Source organism: Sphingobium sp. LMA1-1-1.1 (assembly GCF_040676365.1).
GTDB lineage: Bacteria > Pseudomonadota > Alphaproteobacteria > Sphingomonadales > Sphingomonadaceae > Sphingobium.
This window is the reverse complement of record NZ_JBEGHS010000034.1, coordinates 133,327-155,674: the sequence shown is the minus strand read 5'-3', so window position 1 is coordinate 155,674 and position 22,348 is coordinate 133,327. Positions and strand designations below refer to the sequence as shown.

Genomic DNA, 22,348 nt, shown 5'->3' with positions numbered 1-22,348 from the left:
TGGACGCTTCAACCAATTGCGCAAGCCGCAGGGACAAACGGTCCCGAGAAGCTGGAAAGAAGGCTGGAATACAAAATGCTTGTCACGAAATCGTCGGCCCGCTCCGACCCCTGCCGATCGACCAGCTGATGCCGTCGGCACGCATCAATCCCGAAACCGATTTGCCGACTTGGCGCTCCAGTACCGGGCGCCACGGCACGAGCGTAAAATCCCGGGATCGCTCGACCAGCGCGAAGCGCCCGCTGACGAGGTCGACGGATCGGCGATAGACGCCCTCGATGCGGCCGCCTTCGGCAGCCTCCCGGAACGGCATCTGGAGCTCGCCGGAAAGCTGTCCCGCGACCCGCAGCAGCTCGCGCCGCTGGAGCGCAGCGATCATGCCATTCGGAAACGTCGGGCCGCTGCCCGTCTCCTCTGCAAATCCCTGGGCCACCAACCACTGCCGGCGGCGCGCCTGGGCGGCGCGCAGATCATGCCCGAAGCCGGCATCGCGGACGGGCTCGGGCGCCCCTGACACCAGCTCCCGGTCGATCCAGGTCGCGGCATCGGCCTCAACCAGCCGGTCGAGCGGCTGCGCCGACAGCGTGGTGATCACCACTGGACGGTCGCGCAGCCGCGCTGCCTCATAGGCCGCCACGCGTTCGAGATGATCAGGCGCGATGATCCAGCGACCCGACGGCTCGCGCTCGACGATGCCCGCCGTCCGCCGCATTGCCTCGAGCCGGCGAACATGGGTCTCGGCAAAGGCTTGGGTCGCGGTCGGATCGTGGCGCAGATGGGCATCCACATCGTAGCGACCGTCATTGGCTGCAGCGATCTTGGCGACAGTGCGATCGACTTCTCGAATTTCGGGCCGGATCGGCTCAATGCGCACGACGGAGCCATGGGTCAAAACCGCATCGGTCTCCACACCCTTGCCGATCCCGACGTGATGGCTGCGCCCATCGACGCCATCGACGATCAGGTAATAGCGATCGGCATGCTCGTCGGCGAGCCCGCGCACCAGCACCCGGCCGACGAGCGGGCGGGCATCGGGCGCGGCGGGATCGTAGATCGCCTGGTCGGCCGCAGCGCGTTCGACCGCGGCGCGGGAAAATTCGCGCTGCATCGTGCGGATGATGTCGCCGCGCTCTCCCAGCGCGCGCAGCGTAGCGGCAAGGTCGGGCGCGAGCCGGAAGCGGCCGGCGCCGAGCGGTTCGGCGAGGCCAAGGCGGGCCAGCTTCGCCAGCCGGCCGGCGCGCAGCGTCTGGTCGAAGGTATCGCGGCCGTGGCTCGTCACCACCCGGTCGGCGTCCGCGCCCTTGAGCAAGGCCCGGTCGATCGAGGTCAGGCGCTCCTGCTCCACTTCGGCACGCAATCCTTGCTGAATTTCACGATGGGTGCGTGGTCCCAGGTCGAGGTCGACCAACTCGGCGGCGCGTTCGCGGATGCCGGTCGTCATATAGTCGCGGGCGATGATGAGATCGGCGCCCCGTTCGTCCTTGCCGCGCACGACGATATGGGTGTGCGGATGGCCGGTGTTGAAGTGATCGACCGCGACCCAGTCGAGCCTGGTCCCCAGATCCTCTTCGAGCCGGTTCATCAGCCGCCGGGTCAGGGGTCTGAGATCGTCATATTGATCGCCGTCCTCGGGCGATACGATGAAACGAAACTGGTGGCGATCGCCTGCCGCCCGCTCGCCGAACGCCTTGCCGTCAATGGCATCGGCGTCGCGGCCATAGAGTGCGCCACGTTCCCCCTCGCGCGTGGTGCCGTCGCGTTGGAGATAGCGCAGGTGCGCGGCGGCGGCCGACGCGCCCTTGCCGGTGAGCTTGACGATGCTCGCCTTGACGATGACGCGGCGCCGGCTCGAAGCGGCATGGCCGCCGCGGCTGGCGAGAAGGCGGCCGACGCCCGCGCCGCGACCGCTTCGACTGCCTGTGAAGCTGCCCCTGGCAAGGTTCGGTCCTGCCGCGCCGCTCCGGGCAAGATTGGCGGCCGCGAGCACGCGGCCGAGATAGCGCCGGGCGCGCTTGTGGCCCTGGCTGCGCTGGCGCCCGAGGCGCGGCTCGAAACTGTTGTCGTCGGCCATCTTCCTGCTTCCGAAAGGCTTGGGCGGGCGAGCATGACCTGCGCCCTAACAGATGAAAACCGGTGTCACTGAGCGTCGCGGATTTCCGCCAGTTTCGCAGGCAATGGCACCAGCACGTCAAGAGCAGTGCCGTCGATCCGGCCAAATAACGATGTGCAGACAAAGGTTTATGGAACGGCAGTGCCATAGCTTTATCTTGCCTTACGCCGCCCTCCCGTCCGAACCGCTTCTGTTCCCCGTCATCCGCTATCCCGCCGCGCCCCGACACCGGCGGCGATTCCGTAAGACCGAGGCAAAAAGAAGCCGGGAAGCCGATGCCTGTCCGGCACCTGCGCCCCGGCGTTTTGATACCCCGATCAATGCGTGACCGCGAATGCTTCGCGTGCTGCGCGTTCGCTTCCGAACTCGCGCTGCCCCATCAATCCGTGGGGGTTTCCATCGCCATCGACGATGCTTACCGCGACGAACCAGCGGCCATCCAGGCGGCCCATGATCGCCACCCGATCGAGCTCGAAATTCTCCTCGTCCTGCGCTGGATAGGCCCCGAGCCAGCGCTCCGACACCCTCGCATCCCACAGGAAATCGCTCTCCTCGGCCTCCAGAAACCGTGCGGCCAAAGCTTCGCCCGCACCCCGCCCGAACTCGATTTCGAGTCCCGCCACGAGCGTTGCCATCACGTGATCCTTCTCCTTGGCCGACGCCGCACCGATGGTCTGAAACATTGTCATGATCGCCTCCTTCGCTTGACGTCCTCCTCATCGAGGACAGACCTCGCGCGAAGGGTGGCGGAGCGGCTGTCAGGGCCGCTGGAGGCGCAGCCGGAAGCGCCGCGAAGCGGCGGCGGAGGAACCGATTTTGTTGCGCCAGAACGAAAAGAATCGGCTGCGCAGCAGCCTCCGGATCGCGGCAAAATTGGAGGGGCCGCCGGCCTTGCACAGCCGCTTTGCCGCCCGTCATACTAAGCCTTGCCGAGACGAGCCCCCTCCCACCTCTGCCATGCGCACTGTCCTCGCCACCAATGTTTTGCGATGCTGCCGTTCGTGCTCGCTCAGCGGCGAGCGCGAACGGCGAATAGCGGATTTGGTGAGGCGTCCGGCGCGCGCGATGGTGATTGGTCGCTGGAATTCGCAGCGGTGCTGAGCACCACGAACAGCGGTGGAGGCGAACCGCGCGAGGCCGATGGCGTCGGCCGCATGTCCTGCGGACCCGTGCCCGATAGCGTGGCGAGATAGGCGCGCGTCTCGCCCGGCAGCGGGCGCCCGGTGGCGAGATATGCGGCATAGCGGCCGGGACCGGCATTATAGGCGCCGAACAGCCCCGGATAGCCGAAGCGGTCATACATCGCGCGCAGATAGGCAGTGCCGGCGAGGATATTGTCGTGCGGATCATGCGGATTGCCGCCCAGGCCGTATGTCGCCCGCATCGCCGCCCAGGTCGCCGGCATCAGTTGCATCAGCCCTATCGCGCCCGCCCGGCTCGTGATCGGCCGCCCGTCCAGCATGGTCATGCCGCCGCTTTCCGCGCGCATCACCCGCTCGATCCAGGCCACGGGCACGCCGAACCGTACCGAGGCGTCGGCGATCTCGGCGTGCCAGCGGGCTACCGGATCGATTTCCTGCGAATTGGCACTGGCAGGCGCGGCAAAGAGCAGCGCGAAACCAAGCGCGAGCCTCCTCAGGGCAGCCACAGCGGGGTCGCCCTGCCGATGACATCGCGCGCCGCTGTCGGCCCGAAATAACGCCCGTCGAACGAGTCCGGGGTCTCGGTCATGAGCAGGAACACCATGCCCGGGACCAGCCGGATGCAGCCCTGCCACCCGGGCAGCGGACGGCCTGCGGCGTCTGCGGCGCGGCGCAGCGCAACCGGCCGGCCGTTCACCATCACGGTGCGATCGGCCGCGCAGATCGTGTCGCCCGAGACCGCCATGACGCGCTTCACCAGCGGCACGTTCGCGGGCAGATAGCGGCGCTGCGCGGCGACTTGCCGCGCCGCCGGCGGCGGCCAGGCGATCACCATGTCGCCGCGTCCAGGGGCCATGCCGGGCGAGACGGCATAGAAGCCGATCGGCGCACTGGCGCTGGCATTCCAGACCAGCCGGGGCAATGGCGGCCGTGCGATCGTGAGGCCCAGGACGGCCACGCCGATCACAAGCAGCGTGGTCCGGCGCACCCATATACGGCGGACCCGAGCCATGCGCTGGCGTTCTGCCCGCTGGTGCTTTTCCCAGGCGAACAGCGGCAGCGGGCGGGTCTTGGGAGGCGGCTCAACCATGCTCGCCTCCGCGTGCGCGGGCCGCCGACCAGGCCTCGATATCGTCGATATGATAGCGCCAGGTGCGGCCATGCAGGCGGCATTTCGGACCTGTTCCCGTCTGGCGAAGGCGCTTGAGCGTCGAATAGGCGAGGCCGAGGTGAAAGGCCGCCTGCTTGGCGGTGAGAAAGGGGCAGGTCTCGCGCGCGGCCTGCGCACGTGCCCCGATATCTTTCGCGGTGTCGTCCATGTTTTTCCGTCCATCCAAGCCGCCGCTTGGTGCGCCGGCTGATGGGAGCGGAATGGATCGATCCGGCCGTCTTCGGCAGGGTCGCAAATCGACCCATGCGATTCCGACCCCCTTGTCGCGGCGACGCTTGGGGCCGACGGCGAGTGCCCCGCACCCGGCTCGGGCGCGGGGCGGCTCGCTCAATCGGCCGGGTTCCAGATGATCGCGAAGGCGTCGTCGTCGTCCTGCCCGGCGGCGCGGCCGAGATTGGCGTAGAGCCGGCGCGGGCCGAATTCGGGGGCGGCGAGCGACAGCGACACATAGTCGCGGCCGCTCATTTCGCCGCGCCGGACCCATCCGGCCCCGACCTCGACGCCTGCCGCCGACACGCGATAGTCGGGCTGGGTGTCGCCGGACTTGCGGGTGTTGGGAATGATCTCGATGTCGGTGCGGATCGAGAGCGTCTTGAGCTGGCCCTTGAAGCCGTTTCCGTCGCGGGTGACATAACCGATGGCTGGCATTGTTCGTCTCCTGAAAAGTCGCCCCGAACCGTTTCCGGGCGATGGGCGGACCGGAGGGACGGTCGAAGCAGGCCTGCGAACCGGAGGCCGGAGCGGCAGCGGAGGACCGGAGCCGGAGACTTATTTGAAGCGCAGCGCCCGCGAGGAGCCCGCAAGCTCGGGGTCCCCAAGCGGTGTGCCGCGTGGGGTGGGCGCGGGCGGGGAAATAAGCCGCACGGCGATGGTTTCGCGGGACTGCGGCCGTCCCAGGTCATGCGCCCGAGGAGCCGAAAACGGTGTGGGACACGCAGTGGTAACGACGACAATGCCGCCGGTTCAACCCTCGCGATGGATTGGTCGTGGACTGCGCGGACGCACCGCCGCACCAACGGATCGATCGTCCAGGGCACGCACCGCGACGCTGCCGCCATTGCCGGTTGTGCGGCGGACAACGACGGGCCAGGGTTCCTGGTGCGGTACGAAAGGCGGTAAGGTCAGCGCCATGTCGATGATCGCCATCCGCCTGCCGGCGAACTGCGCCGCGCTGCTGCTGATCGCGGCCGCGCTGGCGCAAGCCCGACTGGTGCGTGCGCCCACGCTGATGAGTACAAGGGAATAGCCGCGCCACGGCCCGCGCCAGCAGGCCGGGGCGCGGCGCATATTCAGGGCATCAGCCGCAGCGGCGGCACGGCGAAATCGCCCGCCGCGAAGTGGGCGAGGATCGCCTCGTAGCTGCCGAGACGTTCTACGGTGCAACGGCCGATCAGGAGATAATCGTCCTCGTCGGCGGCATAGCACTGCACCTCGCCCTCGCCGGTGAACACCGCCCGCTCGGCGCCCCATTGGCCGGAATAGGCGCCTGACCAGCGGGCGAAGGACAAGCCATGCGTGATGCACCAGCTTTCGAGGCCCTCGAACCGGCCCCGGGCCACTTCATGCGCCATGAGTTCAAGCGGCACGCCCTCCCGAAACATCGCGGGCGTGAAGGTTCGCCGTCCCATTCGGTGGACAGTCCCTGCTCCTGAACGAGAGCAGCGAGATCGGGCAGGAGGGATCGCGGCAGGGTGCCGCCGATGGTGATGCTCGCGGATACGCGGTCGGCCATGATGGTCTCCTTTCCCGCGCGGCCGAGCCCATCAGGGCGAGGGCGCGCGGCTGAATTTTCGACAATGGCAAGGATGCGGGCGGCGGCTTCCCGCCGCCCGCAATGGATCAAGCGGCGAGGCGGTCGGCCTCTTCGTCGGGGTCCGGCAGGGCTATCGCCGCGCCGGGTGCGGTCGGATCAGGATCGTCGTCGCTCGGGCGGAACCGCTCGATCTCGCGCGCGGCCTGTGCCTTGGCATGGGCCGCGACGGTGCCGACACCGCCGCGCGCCGTGTAGGCGGCGGGCGGGAACGCCATCCAGCGCGGCACCCAATTCTCGCGCCGTGCGCGTCCGTTGGTGCCGTCGAGATGATCGCGGACGATGCGTTTCAGCGTCTTGGTCTTCTCGCCCGCATTGGCGCTGGCGACGGTTTCGCCCGCCACCTCGGCGACGATTCGGGTCAGCACTTCCCGGTCGCGGATCAGCTCGAAAAAGGCATCGTCGGCCCGCCAGCAGCGGGCCATATCGACGCCGATCTCCATGCCCACCGCCTCGACGGCGGCGCTGCCCGACGCCAAGGTTTCGCCCATGACGATAGCGATCACCTCCATGACGACCGCATCGGGTAGGTCGAGCAGCCGGTGGAAGATGCCGACGACGCCATAGTCGTCGCCCCCATCCGCAAAGCTACCCCCGGTCACGGTCGGTTCCTCGGCGGAGAACCCGAGCACCGCCAGCACCGCGCGGCGGCGCTCGTCGAAATCGGCCTCAGCCTTGCTGTTGTTGAGGCTGTCGCGGACGTCCTCGTTGCGGGTGGATTGCGGCTCGGGCGTGACGCGCCAGAGGTGCGAACCGCCCATGGCATGCGCCACCATCAAGCGTAGAGCGATGGCCGGATGGCCAGTCAGCGCGGTGCGAACGGCGGCGTGGCGATGCAGGTCGATATAGGTCTGCATCGTGCTCGTCACTTCGGGCCGGGCGGCTTTCTGCCCGGTCCCGATCCTACCGTTCGCTTCGACCTTGGCAAGGCGCGCAGCCTCCTTGCGGCTGACATAGCCCTCGTGAACGATCACTTCGCCGGTGGCGCGCACGTCGAGATAGACGCGCCCGCCCTTGCGCTTGCCCGCCTTCTCATATTCCCAAGTCGAGAAATGATCGGACGGCGGCACGATGATCGCATCGGCCCAGCCCTGCTCGACATAGGCGGCGCGCCGGGCCTCGATGGCGGCATTCTGCGCGGTCCAGAAGGCATCGGCATCGGCGACATAACGGTCGTCGCCGAACAGGTCGGCGACCGTGGCAAGCCCACTCGCCTCGATGTCGAACAGCGCGTGACGGGCCGGGATCGACTGCCCGCCAAACAGCCATGATTTCAACTGGTGGCCGGTCGGCAGATAGGCATTCTCGTCGTCGGCCAGCGCCAGCCATGCCTTTTGCTGGCTCTTCGACGCCATTGTCAGATGGCGCACGGTGGCAGCGTCGATCCGTTCCTTGCGATAGAGGTCGCGGATGGCGGGGAGCAGGTTGCCGAGCGCCAGCACGCGCTTGACGGTGAGGTCGGGCAGTCCGAACGTCGCGGCGATGTCTTCCACCTTGCGGCCCTCGCGGACGAGGCGGGTGAAGGTTTCCCACTGAGTCACCTCGTCGGGGTCGAGCCGCGCCATGTTCTCGATCATCGACGCCTCGATGGCGGCGGCATCGTCGCCATCGTCGAGGATCGCGCACGCCATCGGTTCGGGTGTCGTGTCGCCTGCCGCGCGCCGTTCCTCGGCGACGATCTTCGCGGCATGGAAGCGGCGGCTTCCGGCGATGATTTCATAGCCCTCAGGTGCGCAGTTCGGGCGGACGAGGACCGGCTGGATAACGCCACGGCTGCGCACGGTCGGCAGGATGTCGGAGACATCGGGAGCCTTCCGCCCGTAACGCATGTTGGCCTTGCTCACGACCAGCTTGTCGAGCGGGATGAATTCGAGTTTCATGTCAGCACTCCTTATGAGGGTTCGGGAGTCGCTTGCCTCCCTCACCGGTCCGTCGATCTTTCCGGGGTTGGCGGACCGGCTTTGCGGAAAGCGGCGTTACGCGCCGCGCGTCATCCGCCGTTCCCCTCGTCGGGATCGCTCGGAAGCTTAGAAACCGGCGCTGCTTCGATGCGCCAGATGATGGATTCGGCCTCTCGGATCGAACCGGCCCGGCGCGCGGTGTCGGCCCAGACCGACAGGCTGGCGCTGGTCGAAAAGCCAATGTCGCGTTCGATGGTGAGGCCGAACGGCAGATGAAGCCGCGCGATCTCGCCGAGCGAGAAATAGCCGAGTTCTGGACAGCCGAACCCCAGGTCGGCGAGGCCGAACAGCGTATCGCCATCGTCAAGCAATTCGGTCGCGAGCCATGTCGCCGCTCCCAGAGGGTTGAAGAATTTGACGACCGGCGCAGGGTCGTGGCGGGAATTGCGCGCGCTGTCCTCGGCATGGGCACGAAGCTGCGCGCGCAAGGTCTGGGTGAGCAGGATCATGCCGCAGCCCTCCGTTCGCCAAAGTCATTGCGGGAAGTGTCACCGTGGGTGGCCTCGGTCTGAACGGCCTCGGGTTGGATGGTTTCGGCTTGGGCGGCGGCGTGTTTCGCCAGCAGCCAGTCGGCAGCCTTGCTGGCCGCGCTTGCGGCGCGGAAGATCGCGCGATTGTCCTCGCGCAGCACGTCCAGCCAGCTTGCCAGATAGTCGGCATGGCGGACGGTCGGGACGATTCCGAGCGCGGCGCAGAGAAATGCCGAACCCAGTTCGGCGACCAGTTCCTCGCGGGCATAGTCCTTGGTGCCGAAGCCGGTCGTGAGATTGCGCGCCAGCCGCGAGCCGTGGCCGGTGGCGTGGGTCAGTTCGTGCAGGCAGGTCCGGTAATAGTTGATCTGCTCGAAAAAGGCCGGTTGCGGCGGCACCTGCACATAATCCTGCGAGGGCACATAGAAGGCGCGGTTGCCGCCGACGCGGAAATCGATGCCGCTCGCCGCGATCACTTCCTCGGCGACCGGCACGATCTCACGTTCGGGCAAAGGCGCGGGTTCGGGGCACAGCCCGGCACGCAGTCCCTCGCACTGCGCCACGTTGAACACGGTGAAGCGCTTCAGGAAGGGAATGGCGCGCGCCTCGCCGCCCTCGTCGCGGGCGCGGGCCTTCTCGGCTTCGGGCCATTCGCCCCGAGCAGACGGCGCGGCGCTCCCCCGGAGCCCCGCTCCATCCGTCTGCTTCGGAACAAATCGGTCGGCATAGACGACGGTGGTGCCACGCTCGCCCTTGCGGACGCAGCCGCCCGCTTCCAGCGCCTGTTTGAAGGTCAGCCAGGCCTGCGAGGGATAGCCATGTTCGATCACCGCGCCCCACAGGATCAGGACGTTGACACCCGAATAGCGCCGTGCGGTCAGCGCATTGCGCGGCAGGCCGGGACCGATCGCGCCGCCGTCCGCATCGGGCTGGCCCCACGGCTGAACCCATGGGAAACGGCCTGCCTCAAGCTCGCCGATGATCCGCGCCGTCACCTCGTCATAGAGGTTCGCTCGGGATGCCTCGGCCCCTACACTTTCCGTCCGGGTCTTGGCCGGCACCGCTTGCCCGCCCTTGTTCGCGTGGGGTTTGCGACCCTTGCCGGTCGCGCTGGGACAAGTGGAAGAACGCATCGTTCACCTCCTCAAGCCGCCCGAAAACCACCATGGCCTCCCCGGAAAAGCGGGGGTGGGCGGCAAGATGCGACCGGAAAGGCCCGCCGCGAGCGGCGCCTGCACCCAAGCCGGGGTCCCCGTCGCGCCAGCGACGGGGTGGCGCAGGGCCGGAACGATAGTGGAGGAGCCGGTCCCGAGCGCAGTCGAGGGCCGGCTTGCCGGCGACGCGGGCGGGCCTAGCAGGGAGCGCCGACCACCCGCGCTTGACCGGGAGAGGCCACCGACAGCGCCGCCGCGCACCCGCGCGGCGACCGCGTCAAGGACGGGCACAGCCCGTCCGCTAGCGCCAGCCGATCGTTACCGTCAGGACGAGACCCGGTGAAATCCGGGGCTCGGTGGCGAAGAGGACGGAAAGCCTTTGACGTCGCCGAGCCATAGAGCGCGGTCGCGCCGTCAGGCGCGAGGCGCCTTCGAGGACCGCTCTCTCTTTCCACCGACAGAGTGTGATTTACACGACCACCTCGGCACCATAGATTATGTCCATGGCCGATCGTGATCCCAATCTTGTCGTTTCCGGACTTTCCGGCACCGTCACACAGGACGGTGTCACCGTGGAGGTCAATATTGTCCGGCTCGAGGACGAACCCGACTGGTCTCTCGAAGTGGTCAACTCCAGTGGCACTTCGACGGTGTGGGATGATCAGTTCGCTACGGACGCGGCCGCTCTGGATGCATTCCGACAGGCGGTTTCCGAGGAAGGCATGACCTCCTTTCTTGACAGCGCCACGGTTATTCCATTCCCGAGCCGCTAGCGCGACCGGCAATTTCCGACCAGCATACGTCGTTCGGTAGTCATCGGGTGAACGGCCGCCCATGACAGAACCTGCCGTTCATCCCAACCTGAAGACCCGCTCCGCTTAACGGAGCTGGAAACCAAGCTTCTCCGCGAGCGCCAATGTCTTCGAGGGCTGCGTGGCCGGATCCTAAGCGAGGCCGCTTGCGAGCAAATGTTTAAATCCCTTGAGCAGCCTCGCGCTGAAAAAGGGGGAGCGACAAATCTGGCCGATGGCTGCTGTGGTTGCCTCAGGCGGCGGGATCGCTCGCGATGTCGAACGCAGTGCTTGCCATGGTCAGTCCATTGATGATGAGTTCGACCTCGTGGCGGCCGGGATGATGGCGCCGCGTACTGAAATCCCGGATAGCTTGGCGTAGTCCAAGCTTCACGGATTGCCCGGCGGAAAGGTCAAATGTCCTCAGCTTGAAAACTTTGGCCGCAGTCTTGCCGCCGGCACGCGCATAGTGGACGCGATAATCGACGACCAGGCGTTGATTATCGGGGGAAGTCGACAGGAGTTCGGCATCGACAGCGATTGTTTCGCCCAGACGCACAACCTGAGGCTCAATCGAAAAGCGGCGTACCGTGACTGAGGCGCCGTGCTCAACGCCAATGAGAGCCAGCGCGCGTGGTTCGCCCTTCTTGATCAACGTGCGCAACGCATGACGGATGATCCAGACCGTTTGAGGGTTGTCGGTCGGCCACCCGGCAAGACGATCCAGCAGCCAGTCCGGGCGATCCTTTGCGATATCGTTGAGATGGTTGCCGACCGACTTGCGAACATAAGCGCTGGGATCAGCCTTGAGCGCTTCGAGGATTGAGGCTGCGAGCGTCGGGTCGTCCCGAAGAGCCGGGATGCGCGATGCCCATGGCAACCTTGGCCTGCTGCCTTCGCTGGCAAGCCTACGGACATGCTCGTCAGCATGGCTGGCCCACCCTTCCATGACGGCAAGGGTCCGCCCGCTATCCTGAGCGAGAAATGGGCGAATGGCGAATTCGGCGGATCCGAAGCGGGTAAGATCGGTAAGCGCATCCAGCGATCTGTCGAAATCGCCAAGCCCGTATCGCGCCACGAACTCGGTGACAGCGACCACCTGGAAACCATGATTGAGTTGTGGCGCCATGGCACGGATGATCTCAAGCGCATCCTCATATCGGGCCGGTAGTGCGACATGGAGGGCGTCAGCGATATGGCGCACGCGCTCCATGATCGACAGCGCATCGAGTCCTTCCGACGCGGCGCTGAGAAAGCTGGCGCGATCGAAGCGCGCCGATACTGAACCGCCAGCGTCGGCGATGATGGTCAGCGCCTGCGGACCGAGTATGTCCTTGAGCAAGGCAGGTGTAGTCTCGTCCGTCATCGCGAAGCCGTTTCCAATCTCATTGTCGCCAAATGACCTTTGAACAATGCGCCCGGCTTGCCGTCATCCGGCGATTTGACGGGCCATTCCGATCAAAGCCTTGAATGCAGCCGATGGATTGCGCCGGCTGGGATAGTAGAGACACAAAGGCACCAACGGCGGGGTCCAGTTTTCCAGAACGCGAACGAGACGCCCTGCCTCGATGTCTTCGCGGATGTCGGACTCCATGAAGTAGCCTATGCCGACATTGTCCAGCACCGCGATACGCGAGAGACTGGCCTCATCGAGCGTGATCGGGCCGTGCACGTCTATCTGAACAGGCTGCCCGTCTTTCTCGAATTGCCAGCGGTGCAGCGCACCGTTTGGGAGCCGGATGCGAAGGCACGCATGGCCCAGCAGGTCGGGAGGGACGCGAGGCTTTTCATTCGCCTTGAAGTAAGCAGGGGTCGCAACGACGGCAAAGCTGCGGGGTGGGCCGACGGGGATGGCGATCATGTCGCTGGGAACAAGGTCGGCACTCCTCAGGCCAAGATCGAAACCCTCGGCCACGATGTCCACGATCCGCCCCTCGGTGACGAGATCGACATGCACCTGGGGATAGCGACGTAGGAATTGCAAAAGGAGCGGCTCGAGGATTTCACGGGCTGCCGTTGGGAAGGCGTTGATACGGAGCGTTCCGGAGGGCGTCTCCTGTTGCGAACGCGCGATGTCCATCGCATCATGAATATTCCTAACTGCAGGGCCAACCTGATCGACAAACTTGCGTCCAGCGTCAGTCAGGGCAACGCTTCGGGTCGTGCGATTGAACAGGCGGACGCCGAGCTGCCGTTCCAGCTTTGCGATGGCATTACTCAGCGCGGTAGTCGACAGACCAAGCTCCAGCGCGGCCGCCCGGAACGATCCGCGCCGTGCGATGGCCAATACCGCATCAAACTCGACCAAACCGTCCTGGTGCATTGTCCTACTTTTCGCAACATCGCATGACGATCTATCCCGATTATCATCGCAAAGGTCCAGCCCTAAGTTGGCGTCACCAAGAGAAGCAAAGCGCTTTTCCGGAACAATGGAGACGTATAATGACCCTCAAGTTGCCCGAAATTATCGCCGATTATTTCGACGCCGACAGGAAACGAAGCGCTGAAGCTGTTGCCGACTGCTTCACCAATGCCGCCGTCGTCATGGACGAGGGACATACCTACACTGGACGCGACGCCATCCGGCAATGGAAGGCAGACTCCTCCACCAAGTACACCTACAGCGTGGAGCCCTTCTCGATCTCGACGGAAGGCGAGCGAACGACCGTGTTCAGCCATCTCGCTGGTGATTTCCCCGGAAGTCCCGTGGACCTGCGCTATCTGTTCGTCCTTGAAGGGCAAAAGATCGCTGGGCTGGAGATCACGCTGTGAGCGTGCCCGTTCCAGGCGGTAGCCATCCGTTCCTCGATCTGGGCGGAAAGCGCGCGCTGATTACCTCCGGCACGCGCGGTGCGGGCGCCGCAACCGTCAATCTCTTTCGGGAACTCGGAGCGCAGGTTCTGACGACCGCCCGAACCCTGCCCGATGACTTTCCGGAATCGCTGTTCGTCGCGGCCGATCTGACAAGCGCGGACGGTTGCTTAGCATTGGCGGCTGCCGTGAAGGAACGGATGGGTGGCGTGGATATCATCGTCCACATGCTCGGCGGCTCCTCGGCTCCGGCTGGGGGCTACGAGGCCCTCAGCGACGCGATCTGGGCAAGCGAACTCGACCTCAACCTCATGCCGGCCGTGCGGCTCGACCGGGAACTCGTTCCGGCCATGGTGACGCGCCGTAGCGGCGTCGTCATCCATGTGACGTCCATCCAGCGCGAACTGCCCCTGCCGGAGGCGACCACCGCCTACGCCGCAGCGAAGGCTGCTCTTTCGACCTACAGCAAGAGCCTGTCCAAGCAGGTCTCACCGCAAGGCGTTCGCGTCGTGCGCGTATCGCCCGGCTGGATCGAGACGGAGGCATCCATCGACCTGGCGACGCGGCTCGCGGCCGAGCACGGCGGAGATATCGAGGCGGGCAAGAAGATGATCATGGACTCGCTCGGCGGGATACCGATTGGGCGTCCGGCGAAGCCGCAAGAGGTGGCGGACCTGATCGCCTTCCTCGCATCCGACCGTGCGGCCAGCATCACCGGCACGGAATATGTGATCGACGGCGGTACGGTGCCGACGGTCTGAGCAACCCGGACGATCACCGGCCACGAGCAGGAAAACTCAGTCCGCTTCGGCCGGCGTCTCGGACACCGCCCAGCCGCCAATATGCCGATAGACGGCGTTACGCAGTATGTTGATCTCACCGTTCAGTTTTGCGAGGGCAGCAGGTGTCTGTCCCGATGCCTCAAGCAATGTGTCGCCCAGGCATCCCGCGCGAAAACGAAGTGCATCTCCCTCCTTCGTAAGTGCGATGACGACCTGTCGTTCATTGACCGGGTTTCGCGTTCGGCGGACCGGGCCGGCGGCTTCCAGCCGCTTGAGAAGGGGTGTGAGCGTGCTCGATTCGAGGGCGAGCTGCTGAGCCACGCTGCCAACGGTTTGGGCATCCGGTCGGGATGCCGCCGCACTCCCCATTCCGCTACCGACCAGGAACCGCCGGTCCAAGCTAGCCGCGCGAGTGGCCGGTTTCTCCGCAACCGGACATTCGCCTTACATTCATGTGAGCTTGCGAGCAGGCCACGGCTAATCAAGCACAGCTGTTGCAGCTCTCAATCGTGCAGAACATGTGGCGTGATTCTAACGGTGCGGGAGCCGATGGCCTCCCGGGGCGGCTGTACGGAGGACAGTATCAGCGTATTGAACCGCGACGAACGAGATTGACGATCGCCAGCAATATGATCGCACCAGCCAGCGAGACCAGGAATGTCATGACTGTGAGCGGGGCGTTGTTGATGTCACCTCGGGAGAGGAGCAGGCCGCCGATGAAGGAGCCGATAATGCCGACCACGATATTGAGGATGATGCCCTGCTGACCATCTGTCCGCATGATGATGCTGGCAAGCCATCCGATAACGCCGCCAACGACGAGCCACATGATAATTCCCATAACCGTTCTCCTGCAATCCAGAAGACGATTTGGCCGCATTGACGCATCGTGCCCGGAATATCTGCTAACCCCTCAGTTGGCAGAAGCGTTCCAAAGACTTTGGATACACCAGACGAGATGAAATAGTTTGGGCGCTTATTCATGATATTAGCGCGAAAAATAAAAATAAAATCTGCCGACCGTAACATTGTCACGTGCGGATCGTTGTCTGAATGCTCCAAGCGATGCCTTTCCATCCTGGATGGTGCGTTTCCAGCCCAACAATAGACGCCAACTTCCCACAGGAAAAAGCCTGTGGATGCCACGTCTGTAAGGAATAACACCATGAAACATAACGTTTTCGCCGTCCTCGTCGGGACGGCAGCACTTGGCGCCGCGACTATTGCGGCAGCCCAGTCCACGACGCCGGCTACCACGGGCAGCTATTCGAGCATGAATGTGGGCGCCGCTCCCATCCACGGCCTCGACGGCCCAGCTTTCTCCGCCGCCGCCTCCGATGCCAATGGGTTCCAGATCGCGGCAAGCCGCCTCAGCCTGACGCGCTCGCAACGCAGCGATGTCAAGGACTATGCCCGGCGCATCATTTCGGAATCAAAGACCTCCCAGCAGACGCTGATGGCGTCGCTGAGCAACGACCAGCGCAAGATCGCCCGGCCCAGCACTCGCCTGTCGGCCGAGCGCGCCTCGATGCTCAAGATGCTTCGCAGTACGCCGCGCGGGTCATTTGACAATCTTTATCTTACCCAATCCGCCCAGGTGCAGCAGGGCAACTGGGCGACCTACAAGGGTTATGCCGAAGATGGCGCCGACCAGTCGCTGAAGCAGGTAGCCGGCAACGGCGTGCCGATCATCGAACAACAGCTTCAGCAGGGCAGCGCGCTCCTGCCTTCGTCGCTCTCTGCGAACTGAGTGGTCTGGCCGGCCAAGGAAAAAGCCTGGCCGGCCAGCCGCCTTCAAATCAAGGATCATGACATGAACGACAAGCATGATATCTCCGTCCTCAATGGACTGATCACCACGACCCTCGACAGCATGAAGGGGTTTGAGGACGCTGCCGAAGATGCGAAGAGCACCCGTTTTGCGGCCCTGTTCGCCGATTTCGCGCGTGATCGCGGACAGGTCGTCTCCTCGATGCAGGCCGAAGTGCGCGCGATCGGCGGCAAGCCCCAGGACAGCGCAAGCTTCCTCGGCGCCGCCCATCGTAGCTTCATGGACCTGAAACAGGCGTTCACCGGCAAGAACGACAAGGCGATCATCGAGGAGGTCGAGCGCGGCGAGGACCACATCAAGGCGAAGTTCGAGATCGCGCTGAAGGATGCCGATCTGGCGCCGGCAACGAGGTCCATCATTCGCGATGCTTTCACCTCGGTTAAGGCCGGCCATGATCAGGCGAGCGCTCTCAAGCACAGCCTGGTCTGAGAAGGCACATTTTCGGCGCGGTGGGTAATTGCCTGCCGCCCCGGAGATTTATTGAACAGAGAATGGCCATGGCCACCAATACAGAAATACCCGTTGCCCGTCCTTTCGCAAGCCGCATCCTGATTTCCGCCGACGATGCGCGCGGCAAGACAGTGCATGGCCGCGATGGTGACAAGCTCGGTACCGTCGACAAACTCATTCTCGACGAGCGGACCGGACAGGTGGCCTATGTCATCCTGTCCACGGGCGGTTTCCTCGGGCTGGGACAGAGCTATCATCCCATACCCTGGTCGGCGTTCCGCTATGACGAGACGCAGGGTGGATATGCAGCCGCCATCGACAAACGGCTGCTGGAGGGTGCCCCCAGCTTCCGGCCGGATTCAGCGCCTGTCTTCGACGATGCCTATGGCCGGCGCGTGACAGACTATTTTCGGCTTCCGCCTGCCGCCACCGGCTGATCAACAGCCCATAAAGGGGCGGCAAAAATAGGTAATTGACCGGTGTCGAATAGACGCAGGGTGGTCGTGCAAACCGTGCTAAGGTGCGTCTGCGAATCCCTGCGCTCACGTTGAGAGCCTTCACTTCGCGATTACCCGGACCCGGCTTTCACCCCGCGAGCTTTCCGGTTTCCCCGGAAAGGGGCATCATCGTGAACCGAGTTATCCATCCTGACGTCGTGCGCAATCTGGCGCTGGCGATCCTCGCCTCATCCACCGCGCCTGCGCTGCTGCTCGACGGAGATCTCACCGTGATAGCCGGCAGCTCATCCTTCTACGCCGCCTTCGCTCTTGTGCCGAAAAACGTGGCCGGACGGCCTGTATTCAAACTCGGCGCCGGTGAGTGGGACGTACCGCAGCTTCGCTCGCTGCTCAGCGCAACGCTCTGCGGTCATGCAAGGATCGAGGCTTATGAAATGGACCTCAAGGGCGGTGCCGCTCCACGGCGGCTGATGCTCAATGCCCAGAAGCTCGACTATGGCGACACCGAACAGGTTCGCCTGCTCCTGACCATCTCCGACGTGACCGAAGCGCGCATCAGCGAAAAACTCAAGGATGACCTGCTGCGCGAGAAGGCGATCCTGCTCAAGGAACTCCAGCATCGCGTTGCCAACAGCCTCCAGATCATCGCCAGCGTGCTCATGCAGAGCGCGCGGCGGGTGCAATCCGAGGAGGCACGAGGCCATCTCCACGACGCCCACAACCGGGTAATGTCGATCGCGACCCTTCAACAGCAGCTTGCGGCATCGAGGCTCGGCGATGTCGAACTGCGTGGCTATTTCACCCAACTCTGCGAAAGCCTCGGTGCTTCGATGATCCACGATCATGACCAACTGTCGATCGCGGTTACGGCCGACGGCAGCAGTGTGAACGCGGATATCTCGGTCAGTCTGGGGCTGATTGTCACCGAGCTGGTGATTAACGCGCTTAAGCATGCTTTCCCGGGCGAACGCAGCGGCAAGATCCTGGTCGATTACCACTCCCATGAAGCAAACTGGACATTGTCAGTCAGCGACAACGGCGTGGGCACACCGGAGTCGCTGGCGGACGCCAGGCCGGGTCTTGGCACCAGCATTGTCGAAGCACTGGCCAATCAACTGGAAGCCACCGTCGAAACCGAGGGCGGATACCCTGGAACTACGGTCTCAGTCACGCACAGCGAGGTTTGAACTTCCTGGTCCGTGATCACGGCGGGATCGATCTCCAAGGATCGGGGCGGGAGCTGTCGCCCGAAAGACGCGCCGTTCAAGACTGTCACGCCCAGGAGGTTGGGTACATTGGACACGGTTATGAGCTCGGACTGTTCGACGAGTTTGTCATCAAGCACGATCTTAGATGATCTCAGCGCGGTATCCAGTCGTGGCAGGCGCTTTATTCCAGTATCGACCACTCCGTTCCAGCCAAACTGCAGCCTTACCTGCGACATCTCTTCGCGGCTACGTCACACCCTCTCCGAGAAGCTGAACCTGGAAGCGCTGTTAGCGCCTGGTTCCAAACCCTGCCGATCGGCTTGCCTGGGGCCGCCACAAATTCGGGATGCTATTCATTCACGAAAACGGCTTTAGGATCGCTGTGTGAGACGTGGTATACTGGCGCATCCCGGCTTCGACTCCGTCCATGGCCGCCGTGACTGAGAGACTATCGCGCTCCCGCCCGACGAGGAGAGTGACATGTCCACCTCACCACGCACACCGTTCCAATTGCCATACTCCAAGCGTTTCGACAATGCTTCGGTTCAGCGCCGGTCTCTTCCGTGATGATACCTTAGCCCGCGCGGTGATCATGAACGCATCACTTATTCTGATTGCCGCGACCATCCTCGTATTGATCTACAATTAAGGCTGGAAAAGTGGAAGTCGTTCAAGAAACCAACAAATGTCCAACCGCAAATAGCCTGGATTTCGCCGCGACGATCATCAATGCCCAGTCTCGCCTCGAAAGGCTGCCCAACAGAACTCAAACGCGTCTGCAGATTCTTGAAGGCCTTCTCACCAGCGCGCGTGACCAGGTGGCCCGCGGCGAACTTCTGACTCATGCTGAAATACGCCGGCTCAATAAGGCTTTCGATGACTTGACGCACCGTAACAACCTCTGACGCGGGATCCACCTGGATCACCTCTTTCGCAAACGAAACTTGGATCCAGGCCGCCCGGTTTCAAAATCGCAACTATCCTCAAATGGAGGTAGAACATGTCTGATACGCAAGGAAAGCGAAGGCGCTTCAGCGCGTTTCGGTCGGCAGCAGAAGAAGTAGGAATGGCTGACAAACGAAACGCGGCAGCAGAAGGCCGTGTGAAATACGTGCTTCAGCAGAAAGCCGCATCACCAAGCGATTCCCAAAAGCGTGAACAGAGGAATGTCTCAGCAATGAATATTGAAAACACGGATTTGGAACGCCGGGTTCTGGCCCATGAACGCATATTACGGGCCTTAATCCGTCATATCGCAGAAGAGCAGCCCGACATTCTGATGCGCCTCAAACAAACGTTCAGTCTAGGTCACGTCTTGGGAGAGGATGAACAGGATTATGTGTCCACGCAGCAATATGGTGATCAATTCATCAGGGCGATTGAACTGGCGATAGCGCGACAGGCCGATACAGTATAAAGCCGCGAGAGCCCGCACTAAAGTTCGCGCTTTACCGAACATACGGCGGCGCGGGCTCTTCGCTCCACCTACCTCGAGATGCCACCGCCCTCGTTCTCCCATTCATCGAGGGCAGTGGCGAGTTCATCTCTCCTCCCCCGGCTCCACCAAGGCTGACCGTGCAACTCATTGTCAGCAGCCTCTGCAAGCGAACGCCCGTGGCGTTCTGCCAGCCAAATCCGGGCAGCGACGATTTTCTCATAGCCGAAGATCGATCCGGCGCTGGCTATTCCAGCAGCAGCACGGATGACATAATCTGCCCATTCGGCAGGTCCGGCCTTGTTTTTAGTATCAGTAATCATGATGAACTCCGCGTCAGCAAGCGGGAGCGCTCGAGTCTCTCAGTCACGGGATGCTTGCGACTAGAACCGGGTGATGTTTCACCTTATCACAATTGAGCGAACCCGAAGAGCCCTGTATGACCCGCATTACGTAGAGCGGGGATAGGGCACATTAGGGCGATGATAGTAAATTGTCGCGTCACGGCACGGCATTTTCTGATCGTGTCTCTGCCAATGACATGTTTCGGCGAAACCCGTCATTCAAGGTTGCGCCCGGGAATGGCAGAATTGTCCCACGTTCGGTCGAACCGTTTCTTTTCAGAATTGCATGGTCAAGCGTCGACATCGCGCAACGCGAGGTTGGCATCATGGCGAATCTCGCAGCCATGTTGCAAAGGTGGCAGGCGGAGAATCCGGTCGTTTCCGGGTCAAATCCGCCGATGGCCTGCTTCCGTCAACCGCGCGGCAGGCCCTGACGATCTGCACGGACTGTCGGTCGCTGTGGCCGCGCCAGCGATCGTCACCGCAAGGCTGAGACCCGGCTTGGCCGGGGCTCGGTGGTGCAGGCGTCGGTGCGCTGGCGCAACAAACGCCGAGCCATAGAGCGCGGTCGTGCCGGTTGGCGCAGCGCCCGGCGCGAGGCGCCCCGTCTGGACGTCCTCGCCGACGTACAACCACCGCCCCACCTCATCGGTACCGCCGCCGCATCAGGTCGCGATACCCGCCCAACGCCAGGGTCTTCGCTTCGCGCGCCAGCCGCCGGACACGCGAACGCAGCGAGTCGGATCGGTCGTTCCAGTCTTCGGCCACGCGCGCCTCGCCGAACAGAACGGCCCCGATTTCGCGCTGGGTCGCGCCGTCGGCCAGCGCGTCATGGACGCGCAGCAACTGGATGCCGCGTTCGATCCAGGGGTCGCGCGGGTACAGCGAGCGGGCAAAGCGGCGATGGTGCTGGAGATGGAGGAGGCGGCGCAGCGGCAGGATGCCCGCCTCGGCGCTGCTAAGCCCATGCAACCGATAGTGGAGATGCACCAAGGTCTCACCGGCAAGCCGGCCTTGCGCCACATCGAGCCGGATATGGTGGCGACCGTCCGAGAGAACGGCATGGTCATAGCCGTCCGGATCGGTGACGACGGTCAGCCAAGCGGCGACACGCTCCAGATCAAGACCATCGGGATCGGCGCGATCGGTGGAAATCGCTATAACGGACAGGGTTGCGGGATCGAGATCGGCATGCCAGATGATCCGTGCCTCGGGTGCCGACCGGGCCGGATCTTCAGCGAAAGTGCAGCCCCCACGCGCGCGGATCGACGCGGCCGCGGGTAACGCTGCTCGCCCGGGCATGCCAGGCGATATAATCAGGATTGCGACGCAGCCACTCCCACATGATCCCGGCGCGATCGATACCGCGCAGCCGTGCGTAAGCGGTGCTCTCACGCCACGCCTGCAGCAGCGTCACGGGCCGAAACCCGCGAACAGCGCGGGGGCATATATGCTGCATCGCACAAGACAACTTCTGCGCGCCTGCACAACATGATATGACGCTTCCATGACAGGAGTCGCCCGGCGACGGCTTGAGGCCCCGCCGCCTGGCCCACAGGACCAAGGAAGGGCGACCGCCGGGATCCGGGCCGCACGAGACGCCGCCGACGGTCGCGACAGGATCAGATGCCTTATTCGGGCATGGCGATGCAGCTTGCGCGCATCGTCGAAACGGTCGGCAACGCGGACGAGCTTGCGGCGGCCATGGCTGCCATCAGCGTGCAACTGGGTTTCCAGTATTTCGCGCTCAGCCATCATGTCGATGTGGCCACGGCCGGTGACGCGGCGATCCGGCTGCATAATTATCCGCGGCGCTGGGCGGACTATTATGACCAGAACGCTCTGGGCGTGAGCGACCCGGTGCACCGCGCCAGCCATGTCACCAGCATCGGCTTCCCCTGGTCGCAAATGGCGGCGATGATCCCGCTGACGCCGGGCGATCTTCGGATCCTGGCGCTCGGCCGCGCACAGGGCATCGGCGACGGCTTCACCGTCCCGGCGCATGTTCCAGGCGAGGCGCGCGGCTCCTGCTCCTTTGCGAGCGAAGCGGACCGGCCGCTCCCGCAGGCCATGCTGCCGCTGGCGCAACTCGCCGGCAATTTCGCGTTCGAAGCGGCGCGCCGATTGTGGACGGGACGCGGCGGGCTCTTGCCGCGTCCGGGGCCTGCACTGACCGACCGGCAGCGCGACTGCGTCCTGTGGGTCGCGCGCGGCAAGGGCGACTGGGAGATCAGCCGCATCCTCGGGATCAGCGAAGAGACGGTGGCCCGGCATATCAAGCAGGCCTGCGAACGCTACGGCGTGAACAAGCGGACATTGCTGGTGATCCGGACGCTGTTCGACGGAACCCTCACCTTCTCGGATATCTTCCGCCGTCGCTATGCCCCTTTTCGGGCATAGCGCTGCGACCGGCATCTCGC

Annotated in this window: 28 protein-coding genes; 10 read left to right on the top strand and 18 right to left on the bottom strand. The window is 64.0% G+C overall.

Translation table 11 applies throughout. The features are described from left to right. Positions 1-82 precede the first annotated feature (82 nt). The 11 genes from rlxS to MRBLMA1_RS14765 all read right to left on the bottom strand — a co-directional run bounded on the left by rlxS (position 83) and on the right by MRBLMA1_RS14765 (position 9,797). Positions 83-2,071, bottom strand: coding sequence for a relaxase/mobilization nuclease RlxS (rlxS, locus tag MRBLMA1_RS14815; RefSeq protein WP_363737638.1), 1,989 nt, complete (start codon positions 2,069-2,071; stop codon positions 83-85). A gap of 356 nt (positions 2,072-2,427) precedes the next feature. Further along, a complete protein-coding gene (locus MRBLMA1_RS14810; protein WP_363737637.1) occupies positions 2,428-2,793 on the bottom strand; it encodes a hypothetical protein in 366 nt (121 codons plus the stop codon). Positions 2,794-3,119: 326 nt separating this feature from the next. Continuing rightward, a complete protein-coding gene (locus tag MRBLMA1_RS14805) occupies positions 3,120-3,758 on the bottom strand; it encodes a lytic transglycosylase domain-containing protein (protein WP_363737635.1) in 639 nt (212 codons plus the stop codon). Further along, the gene (locus tag MRBLMA1_RS14800) at positions 3,746-4,342 is read right to left on the bottom strand and encodes a S26 family signal peptidase (RefSeq protein WP_363737634.1); all 597 of its coding nucleotides are present in this window, start codon (positions 4,340-4,342) and stop codon (positions 3,746-3,748) included. The genes MRBLMA1_RS14805 and MRBLMA1_RS14800 overlap by 13 nt, the downstream gene beginning before the upstream one ends. Beyond that, on the bottom strand, positions 4,335-4,571 hold the full coding sequence (locus tag MRBLMA1_RS14795; protein ID WP_363737632.1) for a helix-turn-helix transcriptional regulator: 237 nt from the start codon (positions 4,569-4,571) through the stop codon (positions 4,335-4,337). The genes MRBLMA1_RS14800 and MRBLMA1_RS14795 overlap by 8 nt, the downstream gene beginning before the upstream one ends. A 179-nt stretch (positions 4,572-4,750) precedes the next feature. Further along, on the bottom strand, positions 4,751-5,071 hold the full coding sequence (locus MRBLMA1_RS14790) for a DUF736 domain-containing protein (RefSeq protein ID WP_363737631.1): 321 nt from the start codon (positions 5,069-5,071) through the stop codon (positions 4,751-4,753). 315 nt (positions 5,072-5,386) lie between these two features. Further along, positions 5,387-5,710 (bottom strand): hypothetical protein, encoded by a 324-nt coding sequence (locus tag MRBLMA1_RS14785; RefSeq protein ID WP_363737630.1) that lies wholly within the window; start codon positions 5,708-5,710, stop codon positions 5,387-5,389. Positions 5,711-5,712: 2 nt separating this feature from the next. Then, positions 5,713-6,051, bottom strand: coding sequence for a hypothetical protein (locus tag MRBLMA1_RS14780; RefSeq protein WP_363737628.1), 339 nt, complete (start codon positions 6,049-6,051; stop codon positions 5,713-5,715). 211 nt (positions 6,052-6,262) lie between these two features. Continuing rightward, a complete protein-coding gene (locus tag MRBLMA1_RS14775; RefSeq protein WP_363737626.1) occupies positions 6,263-8,113 on the bottom strand; it encodes a ParB/RepB/Spo0J family partition protein in 1,851 nt (616 codons plus the stop codon). A 110-nt stretch (positions 8,114-8,223) separates the two neighbouring features. Next, positions 8,224-8,643, bottom strand: coding sequence for a DUF2958 domain-containing protein (locus tag MRBLMA1_RS14770; protein WP_363737624.1), 420 nt, complete (start codon positions 8,641-8,643; stop codon positions 8,224-8,226). Next, complete coding sequence (locus MRBLMA1_RS14765) at positions 8,640-9,797, bottom strand: ArdC family protein (protein WP_363737622.1); 1,158 nt, start codon at positions 9,795-9,797, stop codon at positions 8,640-8,642. Before MRBLMA1_RS14765 ends, MRBLMA1_RS14770 begins: the two co-directional genes overlap by 4 nt. A gap of 524 nt (positions 9,798-10,321) precedes the next feature. On the opposite strand from MRBLMA1_RS14765, the gene MRBLMA1_RS14760 reads away from it, so the two are divergent. After that, a complete protein-coding gene (locus MRBLMA1_RS14760) occupies positions 10,322-10,591 on the top strand; it encodes a hypothetical protein (RefSeq protein WP_363737620.1) in 270 nt (89 codons plus the stop codon). Between the two features lie 271 nt (positions 10,592-10,862). Here the strand turns inward: MRBLMA1_RS14760 and MRBLMA1_RS14755 are convergent, their stop codons facing one another. Continuing rightward, a complete protein-coding gene (locus MRBLMA1_RS14755) occupies positions 10,863-11,975 on the bottom strand; it encodes a DNA alkylation repair protein (protein WP_363737618.1) in 1,113 nt (370 codons plus the stop codon). Positions 11,976-12,038: 63 nt separating this feature from the next. Next, positions 12,039-12,932 carry a LysR family transcriptional regulator gene (locus MRBLMA1_RS14750; RefSeq protein WP_072894990.1) on the bottom strand — a complete coding sequence of 298 codons (894 nt, stop codon included), beginning with the start codon at positions 12,930-12,932 and terminating at the stop codon, positions 12,039-12,041. Between the two features lie 119 nt (positions 12,933-13,051). Between MRBLMA1_RS14750 and MRBLMA1_RS14745 the strand changes: the two genes are divergently transcribed. Together MRBLMA1_RS14745 and MRBLMA1_RS14740 are read left to right on the top strand one after the other, a co-directional pair. Then, the gene (locus tag MRBLMA1_RS14745) at positions 13,052-13,381 is read left to right on the top strand and encodes a nuclear transport factor 2 family protein (RefSeq protein ID WP_072894987.1); all 330 of its coding nucleotides are present in this window, start codon (positions 13,052-13,054) and stop codon (positions 13,379-13,381) included. After that, positions 13,378-14,181, top strand: coding sequence for an SDR family oxidoreductase (locus tag MRBLMA1_RS14740; RefSeq protein ID WP_363737616.1), 804 nt, complete (start codon positions 13,378-13,380; stop codon positions 14,179-14,181). The genes MRBLMA1_RS14745 and MRBLMA1_RS14740 overlap by 4 nt, the downstream gene beginning before the upstream one ends. A gap of 36 nt (positions 14,182-14,217) precedes the next feature. Here the strand turns inward: MRBLMA1_RS14740 and MRBLMA1_RS14735 are convergent, their stop codons facing one another. Both MRBLMA1_RS14735 and MRBLMA1_RS14730 read right to left on the bottom strand, forming a co-directional pair. Further along, a complete protein-coding gene (locus MRBLMA1_RS14735) occupies positions 14,218-14,571 on the bottom strand; it encodes a MarR family transcriptional regulator (protein WP_363738211.1) in 354 nt (117 codons plus the stop codon). 214 nt (positions 14,572-14,785) lie between these two features. After that, the gene (locus MRBLMA1_RS14730; protein WP_363737614.1) at positions 14,786-15,043 is read right to left on the bottom strand and encodes a GlsB/YeaQ/YmgE family stress response membrane protein; all 258 of its coding nucleotides are present in this window, start codon (positions 15,041-15,043) and stop codon (positions 14,786-14,788) included. 324 nt (positions 15,044-15,367) lie between these two features. Between MRBLMA1_RS14730 and MRBLMA1_RS14725 the strand changes: the two genes are divergently transcribed. The 6 genes from MRBLMA1_RS14725 (at position 15,368) to MRBLMA1_RS14700 (ending at position 19,566) form a co-directional block, all read left to right on the top strand. After that, positions 15,368-15,952: a DUF4142 domain-containing protein gene (locus MRBLMA1_RS14725; protein ID WP_363737612.1), complete on the top strand. Its 585-nt coding sequence runs from the start codon at positions 15,368-15,370 to the stop codon at positions 15,950-15,952. Between the two features lie 63 nt (positions 15,953-16,015). Continuing rightward, entirely contained in the window at positions 16,016-16,462 is a 447-nt protein-coding gene (locus MRBLMA1_RS14720; RefSeq protein ID WP_363737610.1) for a ferritin-like domain-containing protein, read from the top strand. Positions 16,463-16,530: 68 nt separating this feature from the next. Next, positions 16,531-16,920 (top strand): PRC-barrel domain-containing protein, encoded by a 390-nt coding sequence (locus tag MRBLMA1_RS14715; protein WP_363737608.1) that lies wholly within the window; start codon positions 16,531-16,533, stop codon positions 16,918-16,920. 191 nt (positions 16,921-17,111) lie between these two features. Further along, entirely contained in the window at positions 17,112-18,128 is a 1,017-nt protein-coding gene (locus MRBLMA1_RS14710; RefSeq protein ID WP_363737606.1) for a sensor histidine kinase, read from the top strand. Between the two features lie 680 nt (positions 18,129-18,808). Then, positions 18,809-19,054, top strand: a complete 246-nt coding sequence (locus MRBLMA1_RS14705) for a hypothetical protein (protein WP_363737605.1) — start codon at positions 18,809-18,811, stop codon at positions 19,052-19,054. Between the two features lie 95 nt (positions 19,055-19,149). Continuing rightward, the gene (locus tag MRBLMA1_RS14700) at positions 19,150-19,566 is read left to right on the top strand and encodes a hypothetical protein (RefSeq protein WP_363737603.1); all 417 of its coding nucleotides are present in this window, start codon (positions 19,150-19,152) and stop codon (positions 19,564-19,566) included. Between the two features lie 68 nt (positions 19,567-19,634). Here the strand turns inward: MRBLMA1_RS14700 and MRBLMA1_RS14695 are convergent, their stop codons facing one another. The 3 genes from MRBLMA1_RS14695 to MRBLMA1_RS14685 form a co-directional block, all read right to left on the bottom strand. Continuing rightward, positions 19,635-19,907 carry a hypothetical protein gene (locus MRBLMA1_RS14695; protein ID WP_312219411.1) on the bottom strand — a complete coding sequence of 91 codons (273 nt, stop codon included), beginning with the start codon at positions 19,905-19,907 and terminating at the stop codon, positions 19,635-19,637. Between the two features lie 666 nt (positions 19,908-20,573). Further along, the gene (locus tag MRBLMA1_RS14690) at positions 20,574-21,230 is read right to left on the bottom strand and encodes a DUF2285 domain-containing protein (protein WP_363737601.1); all 657 of its coding nucleotides are present in this window, start codon (positions 21,228-21,230) and stop codon (positions 20,574-20,576) included. Continuing rightward, positions 21,163-21,387 (bottom strand): transcriptional regulator domain-containing protein, encoded by a 225-nt coding sequence (locus MRBLMA1_RS14685; protein WP_363737599.1) that lies wholly within the window; start codon positions 21,385-21,387, stop codon positions 21,163-21,165. Before MRBLMA1_RS14685 ends, MRBLMA1_RS14690 begins: the two co-directional genes overlap by 68 nt. Positions 21,388-21,554: 167 nt before the next feature. On the opposite strand from MRBLMA1_RS14685, the gene MRBLMA1_RS14680 reads away from it, so the two are divergent. Then, on the top strand, positions 21,555-22,328 hold the full coding sequence (locus tag MRBLMA1_RS14680; RefSeq protein ID WP_363737597.1) for a LuxR family transcriptional regulator: 774 nt from the start codon (positions 21,555-21,557) through the stop codon (positions 22,326-22,328). Positions 22,329-22,348 lie beyond the last annotated feature (20 nt).